This is a genomic window from candidate division WWE3 bacterium (assembly GCA_026396615.1).
In the GTDB taxonomy this organism is placed as follows: Bacteria; Patescibacteriota; WWE3; order JAPLWK01; family JAPLWK01; genus JAPLWK01.
The window spans coordinates 67,981-85,255 of the sequence record JAPLWK010000011.1 but is presented as its reverse complement, the minus strand read 5'-3'; the positions used below and the strand labels follow the sequence as shown (position 1 = coordinate 85,255).

General features: G+C 37.2%; 24 protein-coding genes. 5 read left to right on the top strand and 19 right to left on the bottom strand.

Annotated elements, in window-relative coordinates:
* The 6 genes from NT141_04570 to NT141_04545 all read right to left on the bottom strand — a co-directional run.
* Positions 1 to 839, bottom strand: an 839-nt coding sequence (locus NT141_04570) for a hypothetical protein (GenBank protein ID MCX6784303.1), incomplete at its 3' end; no start/stop codon positions are given.
* A gap of 163 nt (positions 840 to 1,002) precedes the next feature.
* Complete coding sequence (locus NT141_04565) at positions 1,003 to 1,521, bottom strand: hypothetical protein (protein ID MCX6784302.1); 519 nt, start codon at positions 1,519 to 1,521, stop codon at positions 1,003 to 1,005.
* Positions 1,522 to 1,535: 14 nt separating this feature from the next.
* Positions 1,536 to 1,883, bottom strand: a complete 348-nt coding sequence (locus tag NT141_04560) for a hypothetical protein (GenBank protein ID MCX6784301.1) — start codon at positions 1,881 to 1,883, stop codon at positions 1,536 to 1,538.
* Between the two features lie 236 nt (positions 1,884 to 2,119).
* Positions 2,120 to 2,752: a C39 family peptidase gene (locus NT141_04555; GenBank protein MCX6784300.1), complete on the bottom strand. Its 633-nt coding sequence runs from the start codon at positions 2,750 to 2,752 to the stop codon at positions 2,120 to 2,122.
* Between the two features lie 36 nt (positions 2,753 to 2,788).
* Entirely contained in the window at positions 2,789 to 3,163 is a 375-nt protein-coding gene (locus tag NT141_04550; protein ID MCX6784299.1) for a hypothetical protein, read from the bottom strand.
* A gap of 147 nt (positions 3,164 to 3,310) precedes the next feature.
* A complete protein-coding gene (locus tag NT141_04545; protein ID MCX6784298.1) occupies positions 3,311 to 4,228 on the bottom strand; it encodes a ribonuclease H-like domain-containing protein in 918 nt (305 codons plus the stop codon).
* A 181-nt stretch (positions 4,229 to 4,409) separates the two neighbouring features.
* Between NT141_04545 and NT141_04540 the strand changes: the two genes are divergently transcribed.
* Positions 4,410 to 5,126, top strand: a complete 717-nt coding sequence (locus NT141_04540) for a hypothetical protein (protein ID MCX6784297.1) — start codon at positions 4,410 to 4,412, stop codon at positions 5,124 to 5,126.
* Between the two features lie 33 nt (positions 5,127 to 5,159).
* On the opposite strand, the gene NT141_04535 is transcribed toward NT141_04540, so the two are convergent.
* Together NT141_04535 and NT141_04530 are read right to left on the bottom strand one after the other, a co-directional pair.
* The gene (locus NT141_04535; GenBank protein MCX6784296.1) at positions 5,160 to 5,384 is read right to left on the bottom strand and encodes a hypothetical protein; all 225 of its coding nucleotides are present in this window, start codon (positions 5,382 to 5,384) and stop codon (positions 5,160 to 5,162) included.
* 169 nt (positions 5,385 to 5,553) lie between these two features.
* A complete protein-coding gene (locus tag NT141_04530; GenBank protein MCX6784295.1) occupies positions 5,554 to 5,790 on the bottom strand; it encodes a GIY-YIG nuclease family protein in 237 nt (78 codons plus the stop codon).
* A 178-nt stretch (positions 5,791 to 5,968) separates the two neighbouring features.
* On the opposite strand from NT141_04530, the gene NT141_04525 reads away from it, so the two are divergent.
* Positions 5,969 to 6,934, top strand: coding sequence for a hypothetical protein (locus NT141_04525; GenBank protein MCX6784294.1), 966 nt, complete (start codon positions 5,969 to 5,971; stop codon positions 6,932 to 6,934).
* An 11-nt stretch (positions 6,935 to 6,945) separates the two neighbouring features.
* Here NT141_04525 and NT141_04520 read toward each other — a convergent pair whose 3' ends face one another.
* The 11 genes from NT141_04520 to NT141_04470 form a co-directional block, all read right to left on the bottom strand.
* A complete protein-coding gene (locus tag NT141_04520) occupies positions 6,946 to 7,185 on the bottom strand; it encodes a hypothetical protein (protein ID MCX6784293.1) in 240 nt (79 codons plus the stop codon).
* A complete protein-coding gene (locus NT141_04515) occupies positions 7,182 to 7,673 on the bottom strand; it encodes a DUF3592 domain-containing protein (GenBank protein MCX6784292.1) in 492 nt (163 codons plus the stop codon). The genes NT141_04520 and NT141_04515 overlap by 4 nt, the downstream gene beginning before the upstream one ends.
* Positions 7,674 to 7,935: 262 nt before the next feature.
* Complete coding sequence (locus NT141_04510; GenBank protein MCX6784291.1) at positions 7,936 to 8,619, bottom strand: hypothetical protein; 684 nt, start codon at positions 8,617 to 8,619, stop codon at positions 7,936 to 7,938.
* A gap of 294 nt (positions 8,620 to 8,913) precedes the next feature.
* Positions 8,914 to 9,837, bottom strand: a complete 924-nt coding sequence (locus tag NT141_04505; protein ID MCX6784290.1) for a hypothetical protein — start codon at positions 9,835 to 9,837, stop codon at positions 8,914 to 8,916.
* Between the two features lie 13 nt (positions 9,838 to 9,850).
* Positions 9,851 to 11,137, bottom strand: a complete 1,287-nt coding sequence (locus NT141_04500; GenBank protein MCX6784289.1) for an AAA family ATPase — start codon at positions 11,135 to 11,137, stop codon at positions 9,851 to 9,853.
* Positions 11,118 to 11,312 (bottom strand): hypothetical protein, encoded by a 195-nt coding sequence (locus tag NT141_04495; GenBank protein MCX6784288.1) that lies wholly within the window; start codon positions 11,310 to 11,312, stop codon positions 11,118 to 11,120. The genes NT141_04500 and NT141_04495 overlap by 20 nt, the downstream gene beginning before the upstream one ends.
* A gap of 13 nt (positions 11,313 to 11,325) precedes the next feature.
* On the bottom strand, positions 11,326 to 11,889 hold the full coding sequence (locus tag NT141_04490) for a macro domain-containing protein (GenBank protein MCX6784287.1): 564 nt from the start codon (positions 11,887 to 11,889) through the stop codon (positions 11,326 to 11,328).
* Positions 11,890 to 11,925: 36 nt separating this feature from the next.
* Positions 11,926 to 12,531: a hypothetical protein gene (locus NT141_04485; protein ID MCX6784286.1), complete on the bottom strand. Its 606-nt coding sequence runs from the start codon at positions 12,529 to 12,531 to the stop codon at positions 11,926 to 11,928.
* Positions 12,532 to 12,923: 392 nt separating this feature from the next.
* Positions 12,924 to 13,373 (bottom strand): hypothetical protein, encoded by a 450-nt coding sequence (locus tag NT141_04480; protein MCX6784285.1) that lies wholly within the window; start codon positions 13,371 to 13,373, stop codon positions 12,924 to 12,926.
* 27 nt (positions 13,374 to 13,400) lie between these two features.
* A complete protein-coding gene (locus NT141_04475; protein ID MCX6784284.1) occupies positions 13,401 to 14,483 on the bottom strand; it encodes a hypothetical protein in 1,083 nt (360 codons plus the stop codon).
* A 5-nt stretch (positions 14,484 to 14,488) separates the two neighbouring features.
* Entirely contained in the window at positions 14,489 to 15,343 is an 855-nt protein-coding gene (locus NT141_04470; protein MCX6784283.1) for a hypothetical protein, read from the bottom strand.
* An 83-nt stretch (positions 15,344 to 15,426) separates the two neighbouring features.
* Between NT141_04470 and NT141_04465 the strand changes: the two genes are divergently transcribed.
* Genes NT141_04465 through NT141_04455 form a run of 3 tightly spaced genes read left to right on the top strand, consistent with a single transcriptional unit; the run spans position 15,427 to position 16,940 of the window.
* Complete coding sequence (locus NT141_04465) at positions 15,427 to 15,636, top strand: helix-turn-helix transcriptional regulator (GenBank protein ID MCX6784282.1); 210 nt, start codon at positions 15,427 to 15,429, stop codon at positions 15,634 to 15,636.
* Between the two features lie 39 nt (positions 15,637 to 15,675).
* A complete protein-coding gene (locus tag NT141_04460) occupies positions 15,676 to 16,089 on the top strand; it encodes a hypothetical protein (GenBank protein ID MCX6784281.1) in 414 nt (137 codons plus the stop codon).
* Positions 16,090 to 16,112: 23 nt separating this feature from the next.
* Entirely contained in the window at positions 16,113 to 16,940 is an 828-nt protein-coding gene (locus NT141_04455; protein MCX6784280.1) for a hypothetical protein, read from the top strand.
* The last annotated feature ends 335 nt before the right edge of the window (positions 16,941 to 17,275 follow it).

The following is a 17,275-nucleotide window of genomic DNA, read 5'->3' as shown; positions in this document are numbered from 1 at the left end:
TAGCCTTGGCAACCAGTGTATTGAATGGCCTTTAAGGCTTCTTCGTAAATCTTTTTAGAAGTACCATTTACCGATTTAACTTTAGAGTGACTCCAGTACTCATTAAAATATTGCGAATCCTTGTTCCATTTAGTGTCGTAGTCGTATATTTGATAATGATAGTCATCGGTGTAACGGTAATCTTGGCAAATGGAAGGCATAATTTCTGGTTGGTTGGGACCCCAGGCGGCCACAAAGTATTCTTTGCCGTCAATAAACTTTTCCACTAATAATGGCTGATTAAATTGACTAAACAATTCGTTAGCTCTGGCAAAAAGTAAATCTTTGGTGTCTACCACTGAACAGTGGGAGATGCCTGATGAGCAGTGTTCAAAAGCTGGTTTAAGAATACAGGGGAAAATATTCCAATCAGGTAAATCGGTAGATCCGGGGTAGAGCACCGTATATTTAGGAGTGCTTACGCTAGCATCCACCAACATTTTTTTGATTTTAATTTTGTCGCAACTATCAAGAAGTATTTTGGCATCATTGCCCGTGTAAGCAAATCCAAAATCCTCTAAAATCTGCGGAGCTATGTGATAACCGTAAGACAGATTATCTATTTGCTCAATCCAATTTAATACCACTACTTTTTGGGGATCCAGTAAACTTAATTTTTGCTTTAAATCACTCGAGGAATCTACAGCTAAAATTTTGCAGTTATAGCCGCCTTCATTTATTTCGGTAGACACCTTGGTTACGTGGTCAATTGAAACCGGGTGGTATTCGTCTAAGCAGACCTTCTGATTAGTGGTTAAAATTATTATTTCTCTACCGAATAATTTATCAAATTTAGTCACTAATTTATTATTAACTGCTTAGGATATATGTCAATGATTATTTTTAAAATAAATTTCCGTTAGGCTAATTAATGTTGTTGCTATAGCGAGTATGATTTAGCGACATTTTTTAACTTTTAAAATTTTACATTACTTTCTAAGTATTAGAAAAACTAACAGATTGTTAGGGGGTAGATTTAATAAGTAGCTTTAGAAAATTTTCGAAAATTGGCAGAGCATAATGCCTAATTTCGTCTATCGCTGCCAAAATAAGTATAGATATAATTGGTATTAATCCATAGTAAAATATCTTTTTATCTAGCTCATTTATTTTCATTTTGTAAGGTGGTAGAAAAACAGTTAGTTTTGGGTGTTTAAAATTAATCTGGTATTTTTGGTTTAGATTAGTAGCCAAAGTATTTATAAAGCTATCCATTTGCTTAGTTAGCGGGCTAATGCTAATTTGCGGTATATAACCTAATACATTTAATTCCCCTTGCTCATTTACTGAATAACTAATCTCAATAGCATTTCCAGTCCAAAAGCTTTTTACGCCAAACTTGCAGATTTTATTATTAGTTATCGGATCTATATTTTCAGAAATTATATACCCACCAATTTTTTCCATGGCCCCGGTTGCCTCCGTAAACAGCGCTTCCTTATCTAATCCTGTTATTTGATAATTTTGACTAATTTCTGGCATTTATTAAGTAGTTCTTAAACTGGTAAATCGCCGCACCTACGGTTGTGGTCATCGTATAAATTAGTCGTTCGTGGCTCTAAGATTTTTTCTATAATTACGCTAAAAAGACTTTGCTGCCGTTGTTTACTCATACAAGCTTTTAAGTTTAACAGGGCCCGTTGATCTTCCGTACATACATATAAATATTTTGCGGCTGCGGTGGGAATTTTTTCTAAGTTTTGTTTCGTAGTATCAAAGTTTACATTATTTTCTACATCCAAAATGCACGCCGTATAATTTTTTAAAATCGGAGAAATAAAAATATTACTTAAAACTACAGCTCCTATTATTAATAGGATTACAATTATGGCTAGTTTCTTCATATCCTATAAATATAAGTCAATCGCTTTTTATTTCAAGAGTTAAGAATTTATGGAGTAATGCTTGTAAGGAGGCAGAAGTTAGTTGGTTAATTTTTGATAAAGCTTTATGGTTGCTTGGGTATCAGGGCCTACCTATTGGACTGAAACCAAAGACTACCAACAATTCAATTTGATATTTAATTAGTTTGGGCATAGTTGTCACGTTATAAATTAGACTTACGGCCAGTTTATAACTACTACTTCGAAAAAGACATTAAGTACCCACTCGACCAAGCACAGTTTATGGTGGAAGCGAGTACTAATTCATTTTTGTCTATTTCGTAACTTTGTTTTTGCACAAATCTGCCAGGATCTAAGACAGTAAAATTTTTTGAGTCAAAGCCTTGGATTACAACAAAATGCCCATTAGACCAAACATTTTTATACTTTCCTAAAGTCGCGGTATTAATATTTACTAACATCGGTTTTTTAGACTTTAATATGTTTTCAATTATTTGGATGGTTGGCGGATTGTAAATCATTAAACCACCTGCTTTTAAAAACGATTTAATACTTTCGTATGTCCACTTGTCTCTAGGGTTTGGTTTAATATTACTAATTATGTTCGACGTAATTACTGTTCTGAAAGGTAATGCTAGAGGACCGAATATACCTAAGTGAAAGATTTCGATAGTAACACGGTACCCTCTTTTAATAGGAATCAATCCAATTTCGGTAGTAAAAGTGCCAAAGCTGTGAAGTTTTATGTTTTTGTTTAGCTCGGTCTCACTAACATTATCCCCAAAATACCCCAAAATCATTCGTAAAGCCGCCAGGCCGCAGGTATTAGCTTTTTCTTGGGTATAAATTGGAACTTTTAATTGCTGCATATATTGAGGATTATATAATAATTTAATACAGATCGATTATTTCCAAATTTTAAGTCCTCGTCCAATTGCGCCGAGAAATACATAAAAGAAAAGATAGTAAAGAATAATACTGACAAGGATGCTTAGGATTGTCTTATTAATTATTTCATTTCGTTGTCGTAACACTTGACTAACGGTGCAAATTCCTCGTCTCCGAAAATAAATAATTAAACTTACTATTAGTGAAATTACGCCAGCTAGCATAAAGACCCAACGATAAGTTCCATCGAGTAAATTAGTTAAAGAAATGGCAAAAGATAACGTGGAAATACCGGCGGCCACTAGAATAATCGGCGCTAAGCAACACAGGGATGCAATTAAAACCGGAATTCCTGTTAACTTAAATAGCTCTTTCAATCTATCTATGAACATGGATATATTATACAGCTATTAAATGTCTGTTGGTGACTAAGTAAACAAAAGCATGTTCCCAACCAGATACAATGTCGACAAAGTCGTTAGTTAAGTATGAGATATTGTTAAGTTATCGGCTCGGCTTTTCATTGCCGGCGTTCGTGACTAATCAAAACTCATGTATTTAAGCCAGATTTTGTATAGTTCAGCGGTAGAGTAGGCGTCACGCGCCACATAATCGGCAATTGTTTGGTACTGTTTATTTTTAAATAAACCTTGCACGGCTAACCCTGATACCCCAGCTTCCTTGGGATTTTCTATCCCAAAAGCTTCGCAAATAAACTCCAATTTATAAGCTCGGCCTTGTTTTAGTTCGTCTTGAAGATCGATAAAATTGCCGCGTTCTGACTTTAAATCGTTGCTAACTTTTACTCGGTTAATCGCGGAACGCATCTTTAAAAACGGCAAATCAAATTCTTTACTATTAAAACCAACGAATCTTTTGTAATTAATGCTTAATTCCCAGAATTTTTCTAGCAGCTCCTTTTCGTTGGCGCAGCTTTGATATTTATAATTAGTTTTTTCTGGTTTTAACTCAGTATCTGCAATTGCCAAAACTTGACCTGAATTAGTGTCGGGGTTAAACATCCCAATTGCTACCACCTGGCTGAACAAGTAAAACAGCCCGGTTTTTTGTTTAGCTTTCTCTAGATCTTCTTCACCTTTGGTTAAATTGTTTATTAAATACTCTTGTTGATGTGCTGTAAGACTATCAAAACTAGCCCCAAAAGTTTCGATATCAAAAACCATGGTCGCAATTTGTGGTTGAAATGTGGCTATATCACCGTTGATTATTTTAGTCTGTTCAATATTGATAGTTGGTGAGCCGAAGTAAGTGCTCTTATTACCGGTAACTTCAATGATGGCACCGTCGGAAAAATCACAGTTGCCAAAATTTTCTTCCCAAATAACCCCTTCTACTTTTTCTGTTCTACTTAGCAAGCTTAGTTTAAGGCATTTTTTGCCGGTTTTAGTTATTAATTCTTTATGGCTTTTTACTAAATACTGATAATCACTGGGCATAATTAAATTAAGCGTAGTCGGTTACCGGTTTTGCGTCAAGTTCAGGTCACCTACCTTATGATACTTACTCGTGGTGGCTAATAAGTTTGCAAGCCGCGACTTATATGTACAATATATTTTGACTTAACTATTTATTTAACATAAAATCCAGCAATCCAAATTTACGGAGAGAGTGAGAAAAATGTTATCGAGAAATTCAGCTCAGACAATACTTAACGGCGATAAAGGTTTACAAGATCGTTTATCTGTTTTAAGGCTAGCATCAAGTATAAATCCACTGTTTAGCAATCCGGCAATTGCTGGTGGATTTATTAGAGATACTTTACTCGGATTTCTTCCAGCTGATTGTGACGTTATCTTCAATGGTTACTGTCGTAACCAACCTGGTATTAGTGAGTGTGTTGTGAAGGCCGAATCACAACTTAAACTTGGGCCGTTTAGTGACTGGGAGTTTGAGAACGTTACAGCTACTGGTGTATCCGGAAACATGCAGCAAGACGTAGTTGGCGTATATTCGAACTATACAGACTGGCTTACTATGGCAATGTGCGTGGCCGAAAGTGGCGAGGCTTTTTTTGGAGCCAAAACTTTGGACCACATAAGTAACAGATCCTACGACATTCGTTTTCAGGGGATTGCAGTTTGGATGGGATTTAGACAGAGAACATACTGGCGAGCTTTGGGAGGAGTGGCTTCACGGGGTATGTACTTATGTCATAAGCTTAAACTTACTCCGACTACAGAGTCTATGGCTGTATTTTTAAAATATGACGAGATTCTGAGCCACTTAGATTCTGCGGAGCGCGATGGTTTGCTAAAGTGGTTTTCGTATAAAGTTCGTAATTTACCAGACTTTGGAGATACTCTAAGAAGATTCGGAGTTACTGCCTTTAGTTAATTCGGTAAGGCCAGAAATTACAACTCTGGCCTTTTATTTTTCATGATAGACACTTTCAGACTTCTTGTAGGCTTCGACTTCGTATTTATTATTTTTGTAACCATTTTTAAGAAGCTCGAAGTAATACAGAAAAGGTTGTATCAGTGGTGCCTTTTGGTTTTGGACCACATGAATTAACTCGTGGTTGATATCATCCACTTCTATTTTCGGACTCAAAAGTATTACGTGTCCTATTGTCGTAGCCCGAGCATTTTTCATATACCCAAACTCCCACCAAAACTTTTTAATATGGGTAATTATTGCTAGTGGGTCCTTATTGAAAAAAAATACTTTTCGGAATAGATATTAACTCGGTTATTAAACCGGCGATTGAGTAGGGGAGATTTAAAAAGAAACTGATTACGTTAAGAATTTTCATATCTAGGAATTATAGTAGATGCCTGTTTCTAAAAGCATAACCAGATCCACCTTTGAGATATTCCTCAAATTCTTTGGCTTTATTCTCGCTAGTAAATGCAAGATAACAAACTAATTTAATTGGTAAATATTTTGAAGTAGTAATAGTTTCTCCATGTTCGTGTTGCTGAATTCTTCGTTTTAGGTCGTTGGTATAACCATGGTAATACAATCCGTTGGCCATTTTTAGAATATAAACGTAATACATGGACTTACTTTCGTCCCACTTCGCCAAGGCTTCGTGTGACACCCCACTACTTGGCTGCTCTAAATAATTAAGTAATACTTAGGATTCGTTCTACAGCCCCACGTAGCTTTAGCGAAGTGGGGTGGCTGTGGGTGACCAAGGAAATTGTGAACTTCTTTGCTATTATTGATTAGATACCATGCCAACAACGTTAAAAGTTAAAATTGTCATTGCCGGCTTGTTTATAATTTTGATCTCAGCTGTTGCTTTTTTTGTAATTATAGCGTTTCTTAGAGTAAATATACTTCAGACAGCACAGAGTACTCGAACCACTAATCCAAATCTAAAGCAGACTATTTATCAATCTCCATCGCTGAAGAATACCTACGAATCCGCCAACTATATTATCAATACCGACATTGGTGAATCTAAAGCCAAAACTTACCTGGAATTCTTTGAGGGGTTCAGGGGCTACTTTTCTAGGAATTTCTTTACGATTAGCAATAAAGGCCGGTTACAAATTTATATATTTTCTAATCTTAATGACTTTAATAAGTTTAAGACAGCGGATTCTGAATATGGCTACTACAACCTACAACCTAAAGAAATTATATCTTATTCCGACGCTGGTTTTGGTACTTTTGCCCACGAACTAGTTCATAGTTTTATTGACCAAGAAAATTATAGAGTTCCTGATTGGCTTCAAGAAGGTTTTCCTGCAATGTTTGAGAAAATTTATGGCTACTACGAAAGCGGGAAAATGTTGGCTTGTACCGGATACCCTAATCCTTGGCGATTTGAGGAGTTTAAGAAGGATATTGCTGCATCTGGGTCTACTCCTAAGATCATTGATATTATTCACCACCAGTCATCGAAGGATACTGAACAAATCTTTGCGTCGTTTCTGTGGCAGTCTGGTTACTTTAATAAATATTTAATCTTAACGGCCTCTAAAAGAAATGTTTTTGAAAGTGAAGAAACAACACTAAATAAAGCTACCGGTTTAACTACTGATCAACTTGAGAAAAGTTGGAAAGGTTGGGTAAATAATTTAAATGCAAGTCAGGAAATAAGTAACTTACCGGGAAGTGCAATTCAAAGTAATAAACAGGAGTTTAATAAATGGTTGGGTATTTTAAGATTACGTAGTTGTGTTCCAATTTAACTAATTTACAGTTACATTAAGATCAGCCCAACTAAGGATAGGCCGACACCCGCGACTATTTGTACTAATGCCTGTAGTAGTAGGAATATCTTTTCAGGTTTAGTGGCTTTTGGCTTTACCCCAGCGTAATAAGGGTTGAATAAAATATGAACTTGGAGACCAAAACCTTTTGTGAAGTAATAAATGTCCCTTATTCCTGAATAAAATACAACTAACCCAACGATAATAGAAGCTATTTTTAAATAATTCATACCTTATTCAGTGAATTTTTTGGTTTTATAAAGACACTCTTATCTCTGGAGACTAATAACGATACTATTCCGAAAATTAGCAAACAAGTAGGTGACAATAATTTATCCCATACCCCAAATATTTCAGCTTTCTGTGTTTGAACCGGGTCAAAACGCACACTTATTTCTTGGCCTACTTTATAGTAATTAACATTGTCTGGTGAACAAGGATCCGTTTCATAATTTGTTGTCTTACTTATCTTTTGTCCAGATTCGTCGAAATACTCAAAAGTAAGTTTGCATGGGTAAACACTGCCTTGAGATACAGATCGATACTCGACCCCGGTAGTTCTCTGTAATATTTTTGTTATTACCCCAAAGCTTGGTTTAGTCAGTAGGTACTTATAGCCAACAACAGCGAACAAGAGAACTGAGATTGTTATTGCTACTACACCAAGGGGTTTGGTAATTATTTTTATTAACTTTTCACCATTATTCTTGGCAGTCATACGCAAACTTAGTTGCTAAATGCTTGTACATATGTAATTTATGCTCATATAATGACCATGTAAAGAGTTTTTAGCATTTGCAGTTATTAGTAATTTATTATAGATAGTTCGAGTGTTCTAGCTGGTTACCTCATTAAAGGCCGGTGTGACAACATAAATATTTGGCTGCGAACCGTAGACGAAGTTCGGAACTATTTTAAGGAGTCCGAAGACTTAGTATCTATTACACTCCCAGCCATACCAAATCCAGTTAGTCAGTGCATCAATTAGGCAACTCAACTATTTTGAACTCTGGCGTTAGGAGTATCTTTTTACCTGTTGGCTCAAACTCAACCTTGTTTGACTTTCCTCTATGGGGACCTAAAAAACTGTATTGCTCTGTTGTTCTCAAAACATCGTCGTAATTTATATCTGCCGCCAAATTGTCAGGATACACTTTTGCCACTCTCCAATTAGTAGAATCACCACTAACATCACCTAAATACCAAATATCTTTCACTCTTGGATTTAATTCAGCCATTTGTTTAGATAGCTCTACAGCAGGCTGAACAGTACAATTTCGGCGAATGTAGCATAGGAGTGTTATTTCCGGATCAATAATTTTATCAAGTTTTATTCTTTTAATTGAGCCCACAAAATCGTCACCATTGCTAGCTTTTCTCCACTCAAAAACCTCCAGTTTAATTACCGATCTAACCACGAACTTATAATCTGATTCTATGTAGAAAGAATAGCATTCAAAGTCAGGTGAGCCGCTATTTAGTACAGGTGTAAGCCACCAATCATTGCCTGTTTGTTTTTTTAAGGCAATTAGAAACATTGAAGCAATCCAAGCTTCTCTTGTGACTTTGTACCTCCTATCAATTAGTACAGTATCTCCATACGCTAAATATGTTTTAGCAAAAAGGCGTATGGCGGTATAGGGGTTTACAAGTATAGATTCCATTGTTGATAGTCCCTGGTTAAAAAATTACTAACTTTATAAATTATGGCGTTCTCTCAGAAGTTCAGAATCACTTTAAGGAGCGGGAAGATCTTGTTTCGGTCTCTGCACCAGCCTTGCCGGCACCAAAAGAACAACCCTGTGTTACTGATTAATCAACATCATACTAAAATTATTTATTGCTTGCATATGTATTTAAGAAATATATCTGTAAGTAGGAATAGGACCTTCGTATTCGTTTATGATATGTGGTCTAGTTTATTAGAACGTTTTGATAACCAAAAAGAAGAGTAAAGTTCATTCAACTTCTGCATATAAACATTTTCCTAAGGCATTAAGTTCAGCAATAAAACTCCTTAGCTCTATTGTTTCTAATCCATACTTCTTTCCGAAATTAAAGGCATAACTTGGTATAGAAGTAATAAAGTTATTATCGATAACACCGGAATTGTGTATGTATAGATGCCTTACTTGGAACATCTTAAAAATTGTAACCGCACCGTTGCTGCCTATAAAATCCGAGATTTTCTTCCCAAAAGCAACCTGTAAGCATTTGTCCAAGTTGGCGATATTTTGAAATAGATTATTTGGTTGGGCTGGAAATGTTTTAGGGTACTTGTTACGAAGAGCTTTGCCAAAAGAATCGAACGCTGCTACAGCACTGTTAAGACAATCCTCTTTAAAGCTGATTCTAATTTCCTCATCGATGCTTGTTTCTTCGCAAAGTTTTAGTTTTTTCTCACAAAGCTCAAGCGATTTAGTAAGAATTACTAAAGCGTTTAATCTCATGCATACTGGACAATTAGAAAAAACTCCATAAATAGCAAACTCCGTTTTACAGCTAGTGCACACAAGTTGAGTCTCTAAAATCTTTTCCCGATAAGGTTTTATTTTGAATTGGACGTTATCGGTACGAACTGTAACTTTAAGTGGACCACAAGAGTTTTCAAGACCCCTTAACCTTCCTTGAAACCGCTCAATTGCTGGATTCACGACCTCATATGCGGCGACGCTTAGTAAGTGCTCCTTCTGATCACAGGTAAAAAACTTGTTAAAGGCAGCAGGGTAGTCACAGTATGGGCACGAAATATTTGAGGATACGACAGATTCTACTGGTTTTATCTTAAAGTACTTGTTACATTTAGGACACTCCCTACCAATAAGGCCTTTTTCGTCTAGCTTTAATGTCCATTTAATTTCTACCTCGTTTGTGCTCATCATAAGTGCCAAAGGTTTAGAAGCCTCTAATTTTACCCTCGTACAGCCATGTAGGAACATCTTTGTATACACCTCTAACATTTGGGAAATTGGTAAAGATAAGCCTAATGGTCCTAATTGCATCGTAAGCCTCGCTTATAAGTTCTCTCTGCATCTTAAAGTATTTCTGGTTAAATTCATTTTCTTCGACCTCATGAGCAGGTGATTGTCTTAAACTCCGTATCTTCTTTAAAGTACTTACCATCTTTTTCAATGGTTCTTGGTCAGTAGTATTAAAGTGTTTTTCTACCCATTCTTTTAGAAGGATTATTGAACCTTTATTCAGCTTGTTCTTAGTTCCGTCTCGATTATTTGTATACGTAGCCATGTAAATTGAATCATCTCTAAAGAAATCAATATTAATATTTTCTGAGAGCATTTTGTCTAATGTGTGTACGAAATCACTGTACTCTTTCTTTGTTGCTCTAACTAGAAACATGAAATTATCTGGTCTGTTTTCTTGGGAGTATTCTTTCTTAAATAATGGTGGCATACCCGCTAGTTCCGCCATTTTATTTATATGATGAATTTCCTCAAGAAATGCTGTAAAGATCGGCTCTTTTTCTGGCCACTCCCCCATACTTGCTGTGTAGTAGTCTGGGTGAATTATGTATTTCCCACTCAAAAGTTTAGTTTTCCATATCTGTTGATGCTCTGAACTTAAATTACATAAGTACCTGAGATAAACAGCAACAGCCCTCTTAAACTTCTTAGCACTAAAGCAATAACCAAAAGTTTGAAGAAAGCTATTATTTCGCTTATTCATTTCTTTTGATCCAAACCTTGCCGATCGTACTCCGATACTTCCGTAAACACCATCATTGAAAAATCTAAATCTTGGATCGTTTCTATAAAACTCCAAGACGTCAATATCAAATGCTCTAAAACCTAATTGTGGCTCGCCAAGCGCGAGAAGAAGGTCAAACGGCTTTTCGGCATATTTCGAGATATTAACAATACCTTTTAAATAACTTTTTGTTGGGTACAAGCAGGCAGATCCTATGTCTGCCTTCCTTAGCTTTTCAAGCTGAATTTTACTGCTTCCTAGCTCTAACGCTTTAATATGCGGGTTAGGATGATTGTCACCGAAATTAACATCGACTAATCGAAGACGCACCATCCGATTTAACAAACGAATCCTCGTCTCCTGTGGAAGATCGATGTCGCTAATAGGGAACCCATTAAAATCTTTAGACTTTAAATAGTAGTCCCCAGCTTTTTTTGCATATTTTGTAGTTAAAAAGCTAAGGCTTTTGCTTATCATTTTTTAGTAGCAAACTAGAATTAATAGTATTGGTGATGTGCGCACGTTGATCTGGTGACTTGAGCAGCCAGCTATCTATTGCGAGATCAATCAAGGCACCAAGAATATTTTCAGCAGCTAACTTGGAAGCATCATTAACTTGTAACCCATTTTTTGTCGTATTTGTTATAGCCATATGTTGTAACTCTTTAACGCCTTTTAATCGGCAGAAGTTCCTGGACGTTTTGGGGCTTGGTATTACGATAAATAGATATTTCTTTGATAGTCGAATCCTCAAAATCTCTAGAAACCGCTGCAATAATGTCTAAACAGGCGTCATCAGTTAGTGTTGTAGAGGCTGGTTTATCGTCAATACTTAGAAGTGATCTAATAATGGAAGGTTTGGTAGTTGCTCTGGGGACCATCATTGGTATGGCCAGCCTCTCTACGCCATAAAGATCGGCCAGGGTAAGAGCGCTCCTTAAGGCTTTATGCAAAAGCAAGTAATCAATTGCTACATCACCGTGACCACCATCTTTTACTGGTACGAATATAACGTGACTAACTTTTAATTTATAACCTTTAAAAATGGCCGCGCAACCTAGTTCTATGTAGCCCAAAGCGCTAACCTCCTTCGCTAAGTCAGGTCGCCCTTTTTTCAGTACCAGCTTAGTAATACTGGTGCTACTATTGGTTAGCTCAGTGTCTGAGGGGCAGATTAGGGCGCCCCCTTCAAATTCTGTTATGTCGCCGGTGCAAAGAGTAATTCGCATACGAAATCATTGTAATCTACTCAACAAAATACTACTTTAAGCACTGTTCGAAATTATAAATTCTTTTTTAAAAACTTTTAAAACATTAAAAATTATTGATGTACTGCCTTTATGTAATTCTTCTATAACTTTTATAAAAGACATTGTAAGTTCTTCGTACTTAACACCTAGAAGAATCACAGCCACACAAGCCTCAAGATCTTCTAGCCCCATTTCTGATCGTGAATACTGGGATTGATAAAACGCATACGCTTTAACTTTATCTATGTATTTTTTCCTAATTTCGGAGATGAATTTATCACGATCCTCACCTTTACCCCAACGAACATAAAAATATTCAAGCATTTCCTGGCTACAACTGTGTAATTCTGGCGATGGTGGATCTTTAAATATTTTCAGTAATCCTTCCAATTGACCAACAATGTGATAAAGGAATATTCCTACGTCTATTTCTAATTGCCGTTTGTTTTTATCAATCGTAAAAGGCTCATTTTTAAGACTCTCCAAAATATCATCTGTAAAATCTCTGTTAATTTCATCTAAGTACGGCCAAAGAAAAATACGGTTATAATTCCCCGGAGTAATGGTTTTTCTACTAGTGAGGTGGCATTTACTTAATAGCTTTTTAAGATAGCTTTTCACAAAATCGTATTAACGACTAAAGTTACTGTAAAACCGATTAGTTGCTTTAACTCCAAATGATTTTTGTCGTTATAACCGTGTTTGTAAACCCTTCCCAATTGATTTATCAGGTAAATAGCCGCCGTGATATATAAAAAGTTGGTCGGTATGGCCGGGACTATTCGGTAGAAAATTATCAAAATCAAGCACTCTATGATCCCATCAACAAACCCAAAGTTTGGAAATTGCTCATTTATTGATACTCCTTGACTTGGCCGAACCACTGACCTAATCAGCGAAACTAGTGGGATAAGGATAACTTGGTTTAATCTATAAACCGTTACGGTGTAAGCATATCTGATAAGTTGCGCTATATATGGCAATTTTTGACTGTTTGCTAAATGGCCACATAATTATGCCGTTTGATTTTCTGTATACCCTAATTTGTTCATAAACATTTTTTGAAGTATTCCAATTTGAGTACCTCCGACAAAAACTCCTAAAAACGCTGCCAAAATTGGCCAAAGAATCGCTAATATCGCCAAAATGTAATTATGCTGAACCACAAGATAAATCGCCGCTAATGGACAAAGAATCCATTTCAGAAGTACGAAATACACTCCGAACCTTGCCATAGCTAAGTTGACATATTTATATCTTACGAAAGACCAGAGGACAGTTAATATGGCAACTACTCCGATAACTTTCCACCATTCAAAAAATGGCAACAGCAGCGGCACGACTGGTCCGCTTAGAAAAGCTGGCCAAATTCCCCATTCAACTGCGCGCAACCAAGACCAACGCAAATTTTCCTCATCGCTGTGTTCCAGTTGATTCCAATCAAAATTTTGAAATAGACTCATATTTTTCTTTAGCTGACTAACTTTCTTTTATAAACCGTAGGCAGCCAGAATTGTGTTTAGATCAGTTTTATAGCGGGTGGTTGATATTATTGAGTAAACGCTTTGATTTTCACCAATCCAAGTACGATAAGCCCCACTTATTTGGCCTCTCTTAGCGGTTGCCGAAAGAAAGGGGTTATTACTAGTTGAGTTAAGTTTATCTCTTAGGCTTTGTAGAGCTGCTTCTACGTCTGGATTGACGTAGACAGCTGGTGGAGTTTCAGGTGCGGGAGTAGTGTCTAGTTGCTTTATCTCTTCTTTGAGAGACGCTAATTTTTGATCAGCTAATTGCTTAAAATACGATTCAGCTTTTTGTTGAAACAGGTCTTTTTGTTGATCTGGTGTTAAATATTGGATATTATTGGTATTGATAAAATCATCGTAAATGGCGTTAGCATAATCTTTTAGTTGATCATAATTGCTGGCTAACTCATTAAGCGAGAGGATGGGGTAAGTTTTAGCTACTTGGTTGTTACTCTCTTGTAATGTGTTTTGGACCGGGGCTAACGGTATAGATTCCTCTTTAGGAATTACAACTGGAAGCGGATCAACCTTAGGTACTAGTTTTACAACCGGTACTATTACCACTGAGGTGTTTACTGGTTTTGGTGCTTCGGCTAACTTGGCGGTGTTTATGGTTTCTATGGTTTTTAAAGTATCTTTGGCCTCTTGGTAATGTTCATCGTCTGGAGTTAGTAAAGAAAGCAATCTTTTTGCCTCCGGATACTGTTTCTTATTAAAAGCGTCCATTCCTTGGGTAAAGTCTTTTGACGATTTAATTACAGCTTCAGTATTAGTTTTTGCAGCTCCCAGAACACTGTCTTGCTTCTTCGGACTAATCCTATCTAATAGTGACCACTTCTTGGCCTCGTTGTATTTCAACAAGGCTACAGCGTAATTATGTTTTGCGTATTCTGCGTCACCTTCTGACTTGATCTTTCCTGAGTAGGCCATTGTAGCGCCTAATAAGACTAGTGCCACGATCATGAACGTAGAAATTGTTAAAATAATATGTTTTCGGCGGGGGATGTTAAGAACAAGGTGTATTTGATGATTTTCTGGTTGTGTCATAAAGTCTATAAACCGTTGCTATGAAGGCAGGCAGTGTACTCCTCGCTCTTAGCCTCACGCCAACACTCTGTGGTGGGTATGGCATTTTTAGGCAGGTTAAGGGTCCTAATTAAACGGTTGTTATTCTGCACGCAAGCCTCATAAGCGAGTGAGATGTATTGGTTATTGACCAACTTTGCCTCAATTATTGAGACCTCTTGTTTCACTACGGAGCAATCCCGTCTAATTTGAGAGGGTCGCAAGTTGAACCAATAAAAGCCCAAACCCAAAAGTAGGGCCGGTATAGCAACCAAGAGAATTTTTGTGGGAACCTTAGATTTAAGTGTCAAGGCAATGGAATTAACCTTTGTTTTGATGGCCTCATTTGAAGCTATAGGGGGCGTAGGTTCGCTTAAATGAGGTTTTGGCGGTCTTAATCTCTCCACCCTAAATGCAGCGTAAAGGAAGCGCATTAATACTGCCCACCACAGTAAGGCAATCCCAATTTGGATAATGTTGGGGTGAGAAATATCTGTCAAAAGCCCAATGAGTATGCCACCACCACGCTCTATTGTTACAACAACCATCCCTAAAACCATTGCCCACCTAAATCCTAAGAAGATAAAGAGAGCTAGAAACAGGATTATTGCACAATCTAGCCAAGAAGCTGCGCTAACTATACCGGTCAGCACAAAAGCCGCCGTGACTGCGGCAGAAAGCAGTAAAAGCAATCCAGCTACGCCTCTGAAAGTTTTAATAAATGGGGTAGTAGCATAATTACTTACTTGCTTCTCTACCTCCTTCGGGTCCAGTTTCCACCACATTAAAGAGTAAATAAAACCGGTGTCGGGAGGTGATTCTTTTTGGTTAGTTGCTGTCATAACTTTATTAACTAGGCACTATATGGCGTCTGTACCATAGTTTTATATTGGCATAGAAACCATACTTCTTCAAGAGGTTTCTTATGGATGCTCTTAGAAGAAGGCTCGGCAACAACATAAAACAGGCTAGAAGAAAGCGGGGTTTAAGCCAGCAACAAGTGGCAGAGAACGCCCATCTTGACCTAACTTCCGTTAATGAGATTGAAAATGGTCGGAGGAACCCGTCACTGGAAACTTTAGCTAGATTAGCTAAGGTGTTAGAAGTATCGCCCCACGAACTCTTAAAACCATAGCCTTTTGTTTCTTATCACAATAACGATTAAAATAAAGGTATGAGAAAAGAACGGTCCGGATTGGTCGGAAGACCATTAAAAATAACACCTAAGCTACTGGAAAAATTAGACTCCGCTTTCCTAGGCGGTCACACCGATGAAGAATCCTGTCTAATCGCCAAAATTGACCCTAAGACACTCTACAATTACTGCAAAGAAAATCCGGATTATTCCAGTAGAAAAGAACTTTTGAAGCACAACCCCAAACTCATTGCTCGGAGGAATATAATCGGTAGATTAAACGCTGGGGATGTGGAAATATCTAAATGGTACCTTGAACGGAAGGCAAGAAGCGAGTTTAGCACCAAGATAGAGATTGATAACGAACTGGAAGCTACAAGAGCGGCTAATTTAGAAAAACGGTCGGCTGGTGTGGAAGCCATTCTTGGAGGTCGGCCGAAACCGAATACTTAAAATAGATCTGTAACTAAATTAAAATGAACAAGAGTAAAACTGAAAAACTTCTAATATATGAGGTCCGGGAACTCGTTAAGGATAAAAAGATATGGCAAATGGTTAACGAGCTATACAGAATGGAGGAGTTAAAGAATCCGGCGGATAAGAGTTTGAAGGGCGGCATAGTCATCAGCCTTCCACACACCAATGAGTTGCTTACACAAACGGCGCTTGGTCATCTAATTGAGTATTACGGAAACTCCGGCGGTAGCCCGGTACTAAACGACAGTGCCTTCCTGGAGAAGCTGGAGGCATTAAAGGTCCTTAAAATCCAAACAATAACAGAAGAGGGCGATCATCAAATCGGACAAGTGGCGGTTGTTAAAATATTGAATTACAAGTTTATAGAACAGCTTAAGAAATTGGTCGATGATATAAAACTTAGCGAATTATCTGATAACTACAAAGACGAAAACAACCTTAATACGATTCCGGGAGATAGCACTAAGCCACTGAGACACAAAGGGTTTGCGGTTTACGAGGATTCAGGAGTCGTTCAGTATAAGAACTACAAATCTACTACAATATCCACAGCTAGGGAGGAGTTTAAGTTCTTAGTAGCAATGTTTAGGCACCCAGGTGCACTTGTAACTTACGAAGATATGTGTAGGCACATTGATAGCTTTTTTTACCCTGCAAAAATTGATAAGGATGACCTTAGGACTATACCTAGAACTCCCTCCCAAGAAAGATTACCGCCATTAAAGAGTAGTCTGCTAAGGATGCTAAGGAAAACCAGAGCTCCAAAAAGCGTAATTAAAGGTCTGATTAAGACTCAACAAAACAGTGGATATAAACTAATGCCTTAACTACGACCTTAAACACCCTAGAATCGTCCAACATTTTTCCAATAAACCTATAAATGATGTAGGCACTTTTTCTGTGATTAACTAAGTCCGTAATTACGTAATGGTTAACGTCATTTGGTGACGTTGCCCAGAAATATGGATATGGAAATGCAGAACACCTACACAACTAAAGACCTTTCCGAAGCGGCGGCCTTAAAAGCCAGTGGATGTCTCCTAACCGGACACATCAAAACACAGGGTATTTTCTGGTTTGAGTTTGCCGACAAAACTTTGTCTGAAAGCCTGTCCGAAAAATATTGGAATTATCAGCTAAAAAAAAAAAAAAAAACAATCGC